This window comes from Streptomyces sp. NPDC088732 (genome assembly GCF_044751205.1).
Lineage (GTDB): Bacteria > Actinomycetota > Actinomycetes > Streptomycetales > Streptomycetaceae > Actinacidiphila.
The window spans coordinates 152,190-164,078 of sequence record NZ_JBIVLI010000007.1 but is presented as its reverse complement, the minus strand read 5'-3'; the positions used below and the strand labels follow the sequence as shown (position 1 = coordinate 164,078).

At 72.2% G+C, this 11,889-nt stretch carries 10 protein-coding genes; 2 read left to right on the top strand and 8 right to left on the bottom strand.

From position 1 onward, the window contains the following. Window positions 1-3: 3 nt before the first annotated feature. The gene (gene nucS / locus ACIP9H_RS14760) at window positions 4-666 is read right to left on the bottom strand and encodes an endonuclease NucS (protein ID WP_401580295.1); all 663 of its coding nucleotides are present in this window, start codon (window positions 664-666) and stop codon (window positions 4-6) included. A 186-nt stretch (window positions 667-852) separates the two neighbouring features. Between nucS and ACIP9H_RS14755 the strand changes: the two genes are divergently transcribed. Further along, a complete protein-coding gene (locus ACIP9H_RS14755) occupies window positions 853-1,245 on the top strand; it encodes an SCO5389 family protein (RefSeq protein ID WP_319659947.1) in 393 nt (130 codons plus the stop codon). Between the two features lie 54 nt (window positions 1,246-1,299). On the opposite strand, the gene ACIP9H_RS14750 is transcribed toward ACIP9H_RS14755, so the two are convergent. Next, complete coding sequence (locus tag ACIP9H_RS14750) at window positions 1,300-2,325, bottom strand: LLM class flavin-dependent oxidoreductase (protein WP_401580293.1); 1,026 nt, start codon at window positions 2,323-2,325, stop codon at window positions 1,300-1,302. 214 nt (window positions 2,326-2,539) lie between these two features. On the opposite strand from ACIP9H_RS14750, the gene ACIP9H_RS14745 reads away from it, so the two are divergent. After that, a complete protein-coding gene (locus ACIP9H_RS14745; protein WP_360909850.1) occupies window positions 2,540-2,863 on the top strand; it encodes an ATP/GTP-binding protein in 324 nt (107 codons plus the stop codon). 16 nt (window positions 2,864-2,879) lie between these two features. On the opposite strand, the gene ACIP9H_RS14740 is transcribed toward ACIP9H_RS14745, so the two are convergent. The 6 genes from ACIP9H_RS14740 to scy form a co-directional block, all read right to left on the bottom strand. After that, window positions 2,880-3,752 carry an ABC transporter permease gene (locus ACIP9H_RS14740; RefSeq protein ID WP_401580291.1) on the bottom strand — a complete coding sequence of 291 codons (873 nt, stop codon included), beginning with the start codon at window positions 3,750-3,752 and terminating at the stop codon, window positions 2,880-2,882. Continuing rightward, window positions 3,749-4,837 carry an ABC transporter ATP-binding protein gene (locus tag ACIP9H_RS14735; protein ID WP_401580289.1) on the bottom strand — a complete coding sequence of 363 codons (1,089 nt, stop codon included), beginning with the start codon at window positions 4,835-4,837 and terminating at the stop codon, window positions 3,749-3,751. Before ACIP9H_RS14735 ends, ACIP9H_RS14740 begins: the two co-directional genes overlap by 4 nt. Window positions 4,838-5,045: 208 nt before the next feature. Further along, complete coding sequence (locus ACIP9H_RS14730; RefSeq protein ID WP_401580287.1) at window positions 5,046-5,816, bottom strand: ABC transporter permease; 771 nt, start codon at window positions 5,814-5,816, stop codon at window positions 5,046-5,048. Between the two features lies 1 nt (window position 5,817). Beyond that, window positions 5,818-6,828, bottom strand: coding sequence for an ABC transporter ATP-binding protein (locus ACIP9H_RS14725; RefSeq protein ID WP_401580285.1), 1,011 nt, complete (start codon window positions 6,826-6,828; stop codon window positions 5,818-5,820). A gap of 116 nt (window positions 6,829-6,944) precedes the next feature. Then, window positions 6,945-7,877, bottom strand: a complete 933-nt coding sequence (locus ACIP9H_RS14720; RefSeq protein ID WP_360909840.1) for a cellulose-binding protein — start codon at window positions 7,875-7,877, stop codon at window positions 6,945-6,947. A 103-nt stretch (window positions 7,878-7,980) separates the two neighbouring features. Further along, the gene (gene scy, locus ACIP9H_RS14715) at window positions 7,981-11,877 is read right to left on the bottom strand and encodes a polarized growth protein Scy (RefSeq protein WP_401581098.1); all 3,897 of its coding nucleotides are present in this window, start codon (window positions 11,875-11,877) and stop codon (window positions 7,981-7,983) included. Between the last annotated feature and the right edge of the window lie 12 nt (window positions 11,878-11,889).

The following is an 11,889-nucleotide window of genomic DNA, read 5'->3' as shown; positions in this document are numbered from 1 at the left end:
GTTTCAGAAGAGGCGCAGCTTGTCGTCCTCGATGCCGCGCAGCGCGTCGTAGTCGAGCACGACGCAGCCGATGCCGCGGTCGGTGGCGAGCACGCGGGCCTGCGGCTTGATCTCCTGGGCCGCGAAGACGCCCTTCACGGGCGCCAGCAGCGGGTCGCGGTTGAGCAGTTCCAGGTAGCGGGTCAGCTGCTCGACGCCGTCGATCTCACCGCGCCGCTTGATCTCGACCGCGACGGTCGTGCCGTCGGAGTCCCGGCCGAGGATGTCGACGGGTCCGATCGCGGTCGGGTACTCGCGGCGGATGAGGGTCCAGCCGTTGCCGAGGACCTCCATGCGGTCGGCGAGCAGTTCCTGGAGGTGCGCCTCGACGCCGTCCTTGATCAGGCCCGGGTCGACGCCGAGTTCGTGGCTGGAGTCGTGGAGAACGTCCTCGATCGTGATGATCAGCTGCTCGCCGGCCTTGTTGGTGACCGTCCAGACCCCGTCCTCGCCCTCCTTGAGCGTGCAGGGCGGCGACATCCAGTTGAGCGGCTTGTAGGCGCGGTCGTCGGCGTGCACGGAGACACTGCCGTCGGCCTTCACCAGGAGCAGCCGGGTCGCCGAGGGGAGATGGGCGGAGAGCCTGCCCGCGTAGTCCACGGAGCAGCGGGCAATGACGAGACGCATGGTCGGCAACGCTACTCGCTACCGGGCGCGGTTGGAAAATGGCCAGTTGTGAGCGCTCCCACCTAGTGTCGTGGGACCTCTCCGCCTACGGTTGTGAGTGGAGGCCGTCGTGCGGGAGAACACTTGACGGCTTCTCTCCGTAGTCCGTCTGACTCCTCGGACAGGGGGGTCACGAGAGGAGTACTCATGTCGCTCGACGTCTCACCGGCCCTCCTCGAACAGGCCGAGCGAGGCGAGGTCGACGAACGGGAATTCGTCGACTGCGTCCGGACTTCCCTGCCTTACGCATGGGACATGATCAGCTCTCTGGCGGCGCAGCTCAAGGTGGACGGCGGAGAGTTCGCCGACAACCAGGTGCCGCCGCCGGACGAGCACGCACGCGGGCAGTTGCTCCGCGCTCTGGCGAGTGACGCGATCCGGGGGGCACTTCAACGGCATTTCGGGGTGCGACTGGCATTCCAGAACTGCCACCGGGTCGCGGTGTTCCCGCTGGACCCGGCGGTCGATGAGCGTTACGCGAAGTTCACCTCCGTACGCGCACAGTTGCTGAACCAGTCCCCGGAGCTGCGGGACTGCTGAGATCGGCCACAGTGCTCCCGCAAGTGGCCGACGCTTTGCCGCTTGATGTTTCAATCAGGCCAATTGCGGGAGCACTTCCGCTCCGAGCCGTGCCACGTTCTGCTCCGTGGCCGCGAGGTCCCCGGAGCCCTCGACGAGCAGGGCGAAGCGGCGGATGCCCGTGCGTTCCGCGGTGGCGGCCAGGCGGTCGGCGCACAGCGACGGCGGCCCCACCGGGTGCAGGTCGCAGAGGAGTTCGGTGTAGGCGAGGGGATCGCGCATCGAGCGGGCCCGGCCGTCGACCGTGCGATGGGCGGCCAGCCCCTGCTGGAGCCAGCCGGGCATCGCCTTGGTCAGCGCCTCGACGGCGTCCGCGCGGTGGTCCGCGATCTGCGCCACACCCGCGGACACATGCTCCGCGGCCGCCACCATTTCGGGTGAAAGCCCCGCATCGCGCGCCTCGGCCTGCCACATTGCGACCATGGCCGCCTTGTCCTCGTCCCCGCAGTGCATGCCGAGCAGCATCGGCAGGCCGCGCCGTGCAGCCAGCCGCACGCTGGACGGCGAGGTGCAGGCGACCACGACCGGAGGGCCGCTGGGGTCCTCGAACTCGTCGGCCCGGGGGACGACGTCCACCTCGCGGAAGGCGAATCGTTCCCCCGAAGCGCCGACCCGGGGCTCGCGCAGCCAGCGCAGCAGCAGGTCGAGCGACTCGGGGAAGCCGCTCTCGAAGGCGGCCAGGCCGGCCCCGAAGACCTCCAGGTCCACCCACGGCCCGCCGCGGCCCACGCCGAGCGTGAACCGGCCGCCGGACGTGATGTGCAGCAGCGCCGCCTGTTCGCCCAGGGACACCGGATGGGCGGTCGGCAGCACGCTCACCGCCGTGCCCACCCCGATCCGCCGGGTCCGCCCCAGCAGCAGCGCGGCCAGCGTCACCGCCGACGGGCAGACCCCGTACGGCACGAAGTGGTGCTCCGCGAGCCACACGGAGTCCAGCCCGGCCGCCTCCGCCGCCTCCGCGGAGCGCACCGCCCGGTGCAGTGCCTCCCCGGCCCCCTGTCCCGGGAACTGGGCGGCGAGAACGAAAGTACCGACGCGCATCGTGCTTCACACCTTTCTCGGTGGCCGACGCGGCTCCCCTAACTGTCATTAACGCCTGACACGTGCCAAGGGCACGGGCCAACCGCAGCGATTTCATGATTTTCAAGGGGATGGTGGGAATGGGGGGTTGTGGGACGCGTACCCGAGCCGCCCCGGGCTACGCGTAGGCTTGACAGCAGGTCCGTTGTCCCCGACCCGCATGAGGTGTGTGCTTGTGTCCCCGCGCCGAAACCGCCCGCGAGGCACCACCGGAAGTCCGCAGGAGACGGACGGCCCCGGCTGGGGTCGCGGCGGGGAGCGCACCGAGAGCTGGCAGGGCGAGGAGTGGACGGTCCGTCCGCTCGCCGGGAGTTCCGGCGGCAAGCGCTACCGCTGCCCCGGCTGCGACCAGGAAATCCCGCCGGGCGTGGGGCACTTGGTGGTCTGGCCGGAGTACGGCGGCGTGGACGACCGGCGGCACTGGCACACCGCCTGCTGGAACGCCAGGGACCGCCGGGGCGTGCGGCCCCAGCGGTCCCGGAACGCCCCGCGGCACTGAGCCGCGGGAGCGGAGGTCACACGTCGCGCTTGGCGAGCACCGCGTACGCGCCGCCCAGGGCGACGGCGGTGACGATCGCCAGCACGATCAGCTGGCGCACCCCGTCGGCGCTGCCGTTCTCCAGCATCGGCATCTGGTAGAGCGAGGCGATGGCGTTGGGGGAGGAGTACTCGATCAGTTTGTCCTGCAGCGCGTGAAGGCTGTCCGGCATGAAGATCGCGACGATCAGCGGCAGCAGGACCACGCCCATCATCGTCGTGATCGCGCCCGCAGAGTGCCGCAGCAGGGTGCCCACGGCCAGGGACAGCAACCCGAGCAGGGCCACGTAGAGGCCGACGCCGACGGTGGCGCCGAGCCACTGGGAGCCGCTGGCGGTGGTGAGACCGTGCTCGACGACGAGACGCGAATGGCTGTAGAAGGCGTCCTCGTCGTTCGCCGGCCGGCCGCCGAAGGCCGCGTTGTTCATGAGCGCGGTGAGGGTGCAGGCCACGGTGGTGACGGTGAAGCTCAGCGCGAAGAAGACGATCGCCTTGGCGGCGAGGATCCGGCCGCGCTGCGGGCCGGCGGTGAACGTCGTACGGATCATGCCGGTGCCGTACTCGGAGCTGATCACGAGCACGCCGAGCGTGATGACGCACAACTGCCCCAGCAGCACGCCGAACAGGCCGAAGGCGAGCACCGGGTCGGTGACGTAGTCGTGGGAACTCGCCCCGACCACCAGCAGGTTGATGCCGAGGATCAGCACGAGCAGCATGCCGAGCGTCCACAGCGTGGAACGCACGGTCCGGATCTTGGTCCACTCGGACGCGAGCGCATGGCCCAGATGGGTCTTCTGCACAGGGATCGCCGAGGAGAACTGCGGGGCCGGGTGCTGGACGGGGGCGGTCATCGGGCGTCCTCGACGGGCAGGGCCGGCCGGTTCGGCCGGGTGGATGGGACCGGCTGCGGGATCGGCTGTGCGTACGGATTCGGCTGGGGCTGCGGCTGGGAGTACGCCTGCGGGGCTCCCCAGCCGCCCGCCACCGGCGCGCCCGGCTGCTGGAGGCCCTGCCGCGGGTCCTCGGAGGAGCGGTAGTCCACCGCGCCGTTGGTGAGCCGCATGTACGCCTCCTCCAGTGAGGCCTGGTGCGGGGACAGTTCCCACAGCCGTACACCGGCGTCGTGCGCGAGGTCGCTGATCCGCGGCAGCTCCAGGCCGGTCACGTGCAGCGCGCCGTCCTGCTCCTGCTGCACCTGGGCGCCCGCCCCGGCCAGCGCTTCGGTCAGCTTCTCCCGGTCGGCCTCGACGTCGGGGGTGCGGACCAGGGCGAAGCCCGTGGAATTGCGGGCGATGAAGTCCTTCACGCCCATGTCGGCGAGCAACTGGCCGCGGCCGATGACGATCAGGTGGTCGGCGGTCAGTGCCATCTCGCTCATCAGGTGCGAGGAGACGAAGACCGTACGGCCCTCCGAGGCGAGCTTGCGCATCAGGTGGCGCACCCAGTGGATGCCCTCGGGGTCGAGTCCGTTGACCGGCTCGTCGAAGAGCAGCACCTCGGGGTCGCCGAGCAGCGCGGCCGCGATGCCCAGGCGCTGGCCCATACCGAGGGAGAAGCCCTTGGAGCGCTTGCCGGCGACCTCCTGGAGGCCCACGACGCCCAGCACCTCGTCGACACGGCGGGCGGGGATGCCCGACAGCTGGGCCAGGCTGAGCAGGTGGTGCCGGGCGCTGCGCCCGCCGTGCACGGCCTTGGCGTCCAGCAGGGCGCCCACCCGGCGCGGCGCGTTGGGCAGCTTGCGGTACGGCTCACCGCCGATGGTGACCTGGCCGGAGCTCGGGCTGTCCAGCCCCAGGATCATCCGCATCGTGGTGGACTTGCCGGAGCCGTTCGGCCCCAGGAAACCGGTGACCACGCCGGGCCGTACCTGGAACGACAGGTTGTACACGGCCGTTTTGCTGCCGTAGGTCTTGCTGAGGCCCACTGCCTCGATCATGCTCCGCCCCTCGACGACCAGTCCTCGGGGCGGGTGCCCCCATGGGTATGAGGAGGCCGGCGGAGCGGAAACGGTTCCCGTCCCGGAAGAGCGGAAACGTTTCTCCCGCCTCCGGGCCCCGGGCTCCCAGGACGGCGAAGGCCGCCGCACCCGGGCGGGGTGCGGCGGCCTTCGCGAGCCGCGGTCCGGGCGTGGCGCCCGGCACCGGTCAGGCGTCGCGCTTCTTCAGCACCAGGTAGCCGCCGATGAGGGCGGCGACCACCCACAGGGCCATGATGCCGAGACCGGCCCAGGGCCCGTACGGACGCCCGTCGTCGACCGCGACCACCTGGAGGACCTTGGAGCCGGCCTGGTCGGGGAAGTAGTGGGCGACGTTCTTGGCCTTGGGGACGTTCGCCAGGATCGACGAGACCAGGAAGAAGAAGGGCATCAGGATGCCCAGTGACAGCATGGGGCTGCGCAGCATCATCGCGACGCCCACGGAGAACAGCACCATCAGCGTCATGTAGAGACCGCCGCCGACGACGGCCCGCAGGACCCCGGTCTCCGAGAGGGAGGTGCTGTGCGAGCCGAGCAGCGCCTGGCCGACGAAGAAGGTCAGGAAGCTGGTGGCCATGCCCACGACGAGGGCCAGGGCGCCGGTGACCGCGACCTTCGACAGGTAGAACGTGGCACGCTGCGGGACCGCCGCGAGCGAGGTGCGGATCATGCCCGTGCTGTACTCACCGGTGACGACCAGCACACCGAAGACGATCAGGGCCAGCTGGCCGAGGATCAGCCCGGCGAAGCTCGTGTTGGTCGGGTCGAAGTTCTGCAGGTCCTGCTCGGAGGCGTTCCCCCACTGGGAGGCGATCAGCAGGCAGATGAGTCCGCTGATGACGACGGTGACGAGGAGTGCGGACGCCAGCGTCCACACCGTCGAGCGGACCGACTTGACCTTGGTCCACTCGGACTGCAGAACCGCGCTCGTTGCCGCCATGTCAGGACTTCTCCTTCTTGTTCTGCCAGTCGGCACCCCAGGCCGCTCCGGGAGCCGCCGCGGGAACGGCGGAGCCCGCCGCCACGGATTCGTCCGCCGACTGCCCGGGGATGCCCGCCTGGTACTCCACCGACTCGGCGGTCAGCCGCATGAAGGCCTCCTCCAGGGAGGCGCGCTGCGGGCTGAGTTCGTGCAGCACGACCTGCTTCTCCGCGGCCAGCTCGCCGATCTTGGCGGCCTCCGCGCCCTCGATCTCGAACGCGCCCTCGTCGGTGATCACGGACGGGATCGACGCCCCGGTCAGCGCGTCCTTGAACTTCTCCGGCTCGGGGGTGCGGACCCGCACGAAGGAGCGGGAGTTCTCGGCGATGAAGTCGGCCATCGTCGTGTCCGCCATCAGCTTGCCGCGGCCGATCACGATCAGGTGCTCGGCGGTCAGCGCCATCTCGCTCATGAGGTGGCTGGAGACGAAGATGGTGCGGCCCTGGGCCGCCAGGCTCTTCATCAGGTTGCGGATCCAGTGGATGCCCTCGGGGTCCAGTCCGTTGACCGGCTCGTCGAACATCAGGATCTCGGGGTCGCCGAGCAGCGCCGCGGCGATCCCGAGGCGCTGGCCCATACCGAGGGAGAAGCCCTTGGAGCGCTTCTTGGCGACCGAGGAGAGGCCGACGGTCTCCAGCACCTCGTCGACCCTGCGGGCCGGGATGCGGTTGGACTGGGCCAGGCACAGCAGATGGTTGTACGCCGTGCGGCCCCCGTGGATGGCCTTGGCCTCCAGCAGCGCGCCGATGTGCCTGAGAGGTTCGTTCAGCTCGCGATAGTGCTTGCCGTCGATGCGGATGCTGCCGCTGGTCGGATTGTCCAGGTCCAGCATCATGCGCATGGTGGTGGACTTGCCGGCGCCGTTGGGACCGAGGAAGCCGGTCACCACGCCGGGCCGCACCGTGAAGGTGAGGTGGTCCACGGCGGTCTTGTCACCGTACCGTTTGGTCAGCCCCTGCAGCTCGATCATGCCGCATAGGGTACTGGTGCCCCGGCGGCCGGTGCACGCGGAATACCGGCCCCCGATTGTGCCCGAGCCCCCTGCCAGGAGGCAGGGGGCTCAGTCGGTCCGGACGCGGGGCGCGTTCAGCGCTGGGCCGGGACGCCGCGCGAGACGGGCTCGTCGTCGGCGGGGGCGCCGGCCGCGGCGACGGCGGCACCGGTCAGGGTGGCCAGCATCTCGCGGACGTTGGTCAGCTGGGCGTTGATGCTGTCGCGGCGGTTGGTGAGGGCCGCCAGCTCGCGCTCGGATTCGCTGCGGATGCGGTCCGCCTTCGCGTTCGCGTCCGCGACGATGTCCTCGGCCTGGCGCTGCGCGGTCTCGACCGTCTGGCGGGCGCGGCGCTCGGCGTCGGTGCGCAGCTTCTCGGCCTCCAGGCGGAGCTGCTCGGCGCGGTGCTCGATCTCGGCGAGGCGCTTCTCGGCCTTGGCCTGACGGGACGCCAGGTCGCGCTCGGACTGCTCACGGCGCTTGGCGAGGTTGGTCTCGAAGTCGGCCGCGGCCTGGGCCGCCTTGGCGCGGGTCTCCTCGAAGAGGGCGTCCGCCTCCTCGCGCTTGGCCTGCGCGTCCTTCTGCGCGTCCGCGCGCATCTGGCCGGCCTCACCCTTGGCCTTCTCGACGATGCGCTCGCCCTCGTCCTCGGCCTTGGCCTTGCGCTCCGTGGCGTAGGACTCGGCGTCGTTGCGCACCTGGGCGGCGGCGGACTCGGCCAGCTCGCGGTGCTGCTCGGCGGCGCGGCGCGCCTCCTCGCGCAGGTCCTTCGCCTCCTCCTCGGCGAGGCGGAGGATCTTCTCGACGCGTGCGCCCAGACCCGCGTAGGACGGCTCGGCGTCGTTGACCTGCGCCTGAGCGTTCTGGGTCTCGAGGTGCAGTTCCTCGATGCGCTTCTCCAGCGCATTGATCCTGGCGAGTGCGCTGTCACGGTCGGCGACCAGCTTGGTGATGCGGTCGTCCACCTGCCCGCGGTCGTATCCGCGCCGCACGAGCTCGAAGCCGAAGGGGGAGGAAGTGTCGCTCATGGGGTTCCTGTCAATTCAGACCGGGTGGGGTGTTAGAGGGAATCCTAGGGGCCGGGGCGGCGTGTCATCGAGTCAGTGTCCAGTAACTGTGCACAATGACCGCTCAATCGAGTGGTGCATCGTCGGACCGCTTGCCCCCTGTTCGGGTGGTTCCGGACGCCGCCCCGGCAGCGACCGTGTTCTTACCGTTCTGTGTGCCGTTCTGACTGTTGCCCTTTCCCCCGTCGAGCGGCGTCTGGAATGACTCCAGTGCCTCAAGGACATCCTGCACGCGGGTGATCTCCGCGTTGATGTCCTGGCGCCGCCGGGCCAGCACCTCCAGCTCGCGCTTACCCTCCGTGACGATCCGCTCGGCCTCGGTCCGCGCCTCGGCGCGCTGCCGCTCCGCGTCCCGCTCGGTGTCGGCCTTCTTCTGCTCGGCTCCCTTGAGGAGCTCCTCCGCCTTCTTCACCGCCGCGATGCGCACCTTGCTGGCCTCGGCACTCGCGGTCGACCGGGTGTCCTCGGCCTTCGCCTCCGCGTCGGCGACCAGCTCGCGGGCCTTCGCCTCGGCCCTGGACAGCTGCTCGGTGGCGGCCTCCACCAGCTTGTCCACCCGCTCGCCCGCCGACTTCATCGTCGTGGCGGCCTCGTTTCGGGCCCGCTCGTGCAGCTCCTCGACCTCGGACTCGACGCGCTGACGCAGCTCCTGCGACCGCTCCCTTATGGCGGTGGCGTCCCGGCGGGCCTCCTCCAGCATGGTGTCGGAGTCGGTACGGGCCCGCTCCACCAGGCCATTGCCCTCGTTGGTGGCCTCGTTGACGATCCGGTCGGCCTCCTTGCGGGCGGCGCCCACCATGGTGTCGGCCTGCTCCTCGGCCGAGGCGCCGATCTTCCGCGCCTCCGCCTGCGCCCCGGAGATCAGCTCGTCCGCCTGCGCGGCGGCCTCGCCCCGGCGCTTGTTGGCGTCCTCGCGGGCCTCGTCGCGCATCCGGTCGGACTCCGCGCGGGCCGCCTCCGCGTCCCGCTCCGCCGACTCCAGCGCGTCCTTGGCGAGGATGCCCAGCCGCTCGGCCTCCGTCCGCGCCTTGCCGATGAGCTGGTCCGCCTGCTGAGCGGCCTCCGTACGGCGCTTGTTGGCCTCGTTCCTCGCCTCGTCCAGCAGGCGGCGGGCCTCCGACTCGGCGGTGCCCAGTGCCTCCTCGGCGGCCCTGCGGCGCTCCACGGCGTCCCGCTCGGCGCCCTCCAGCGCGTCCTTGGCGAGGATGCCCAGGCGCTCGGCGTCGCGCTGCGCCTTGCCGAGCATCTCCTCGGCCTGCGCGCCGGCCTCGGCCCGCAGCCGGTCCGCCTCCTCGACGGCCTCCGACAGCAGCCGGTCCACCTGCTCGGCGGCGTCCACCCGCAGCCGGTTGGCCTCCTCGCGGGTCTCCGCACGCAGCGCGTCGGCCTCCTCGATCGCCTCCGTGACGGTGCGATCGGCCAGCTGACGGGCGGACTCCGCCTCCTCCTGCGCCTCACGGCGCATCCGGGACGCGTCCTCGCCGGCCCGCTCGCGCTCGGCGTTGGCCTCCGCATGCAGACGGTCGGCGCCCTCCTGGGCCTCGCTGCGCAGCCGCTCCGCCGCGTGCTCCGCGGCCGAGCGCAGCCCGGCGATCTCCTCCTCGGCCTGCTCGTGCAGCCCGTTGACGGAGTCCCGCACCTGCTGGGCCGTCGTCTCGGCGGCGCCGATCAGCTCCGCGGAGTGCCGCTCGGCCTCGGCCACCAGGCGCTCTGCCTCGGCGCCGGCCTCCTCCACCCGCTTGCGGGCGCTGGCCAGCAGCTCGTCGCTCTCCTGGCGGGCCTGCGCCCGCTCCTGCTCGGCCTCGCCGCGCGCCGAACCCAGCAGCTCCTCGGCCTCGCGGCGGCGCCGGCCGGCCTCCTCCTGGGCGGCGGACAGCGCCTCGGCCGCCTCGGCCCGCAGCCGGCCGGCGGTGTCCTGGGCCTCCGCCCGCACGCGGTCGGAGGTCTCCTGCGCCTCGACGCGCAGCTGCTCCGCCTCGGCGGCGGCGTCACCGCGCAGCCGGACGGCGGCCTGCTCGGCCTCGGCACGGCTCTGCGAGGCGTCGGCGGCGGCCTCGTCGCGCAGCCGCAGGGTGTCCTGCTCGGCCTGCTCCTGAAGGGTGCGCACCCGATCGGCCGCCTCCGCGCGCAGCGCGGCGACCTCCTCGGCGGCCTCCCGGCGCAGCCGGTCCGCCTCGGTACGGGCGTCGCGCAGCGCCTCCTCGGCGGCGGTGATGCGCCGTTCGGCCTCCTCGCGCTGCCGGACCAGATCGGCCTCGGCCTCGTCGCGCAGCCGCTCGGCGCCCCGCTCGGCCTCCTCGCGCAGCGCCGCGCCGGCCGCCTCGGCGTCCTCGCGGACCTGGTCGGCCTGGGCCTGCGCCTCCTCGCGCACCTGCCCGGCCTCGCCGTGGGCACGCTCCAGCAGCTCGTCGGCCTGGCGGCGGAGCCCCGCGGCGCGCTCGATGGCCTCGGTACGGACCCGGTCGGACTCGGCGTTGGCGGTCTGCCGGTGCGCGGCGGCGTCCGCCTTGGCCTTGGTCAGCAGCTCCTCGGCGGAGCGGGCCGCCTCCTCGATCTGCTGGACGGCCTCGCGCCGGGCCTCGCCGCGGATGCGCTCGCCCTCGGCGACCGCCTCGGCACGCAGCTGCTCGGCCTCGCCGCGCAGCCGGCGCGCCTCCTCCTGCAGCTCGACCGTCTTGGCCCGGTACTCCTTGGTGTCGTCCTTGGCCGTGCCCAGCAGCTGCTCGGCCGACTCCTCGGCCTGGCCGCGCAGCCGCTCCGCCTCGGACTCCGCCTCGCGGCGGATGCGCTCGGCCTCCTCGCTCGCCGCGCGGGTGGTGGCGCGGGCGTCCTCGGTGGCCTTGGTCAGCACCTCCTCGGCGGTGCGGGCCGCCTTGGCCAGCGCGGCCGCCGCGTCCTCGGCCGCCTCGGACTTGGCGGTCTCCTGCGCCTGGGCCAGCACCCGGTCGGCCTCGGCCCTGGCGTCCGCCACGACCTGCTCGGCCTCGGCCTTGGCGGCCTCCGCCTCCTTCGTCGCCTCCGCGACGAGGCGGGCGACCTCGGCCTTGGCGGTGCGGGTGCGCTGCTCGTTGTCGGCGTCGACGACGGACAGCCGCTTGGCGGCGTTGCTCGCCGCCTCCTCACGGAGCCGGTCGGACTCGCTCTGCGCCTCGCGGAGCTTCTCGTCGGCGTCCCGCAGCTTGTCCTCGGCGACCCGGGTCAGCTCGGCGGCCTGGGTACGGGCGCTCTCCGTGTCGCTGCGGGTGGACGTACGCAGCTGCTCGGCCTGGGACGTGGCCTCCTGGGCCTGGCTGGCGGCGGCGTTGAGCAGGCGCTCGGCGTCGGCGCGGGCGCGGCGCAGCAGTTGCTCCGCCTCGGCGCGGGCGGCCGCCCCCTCGGACTCCAGCCGGTCGCGGGCGCCCTCGGCGATCCGCTGGGCCTCGGTGCGGGCGGCGGCCAGCGCCGACTCCGACTCGGCCCGGGTCTCCTCCATGAGCCGCCGGGCCTGGGACTCGGCGCGGGCGCGCAGCTGCTCCGCCCAGGCGACGTTCTCGTTGACGTGGCTCTCGACGTTGGTCCGGCGCTCGGCCAGCTCCTCGTCCAGGCGGCGGCGCCGGGCGACGGCCTCGGCATGCCACTCCGCCTCCGCACGCGACTGGTGCTCGGCCTGCTCCTGGAGCAGCCGCTGGGTGGCCGCGCGGGCCTCGCGCAGCTCCCGTTCGGCGTCGGCACGCAGCTGGTCGGCCTGGATCTGGGCGTTGCGCAGCAGCTGGTCCGCCTGCAGGCCCATGTTGTCGTAGGCAGGACGGGTCGCCAGATTGCGTCGCGCCTCGTGCAGCTTGGCGCGCAGCACCTCGACCTGGTATCCGAGGTCGTCGGCATGCTGGACGACCTTGTCCCGCTCCTTACGAAGCCGTTCCATCTCGGCCTCGAACTGCGAGAGGTGGTCTTCCTCAACCTCGTAGCGGTCGTAGCCCCGCACTCCGCGGTCCCA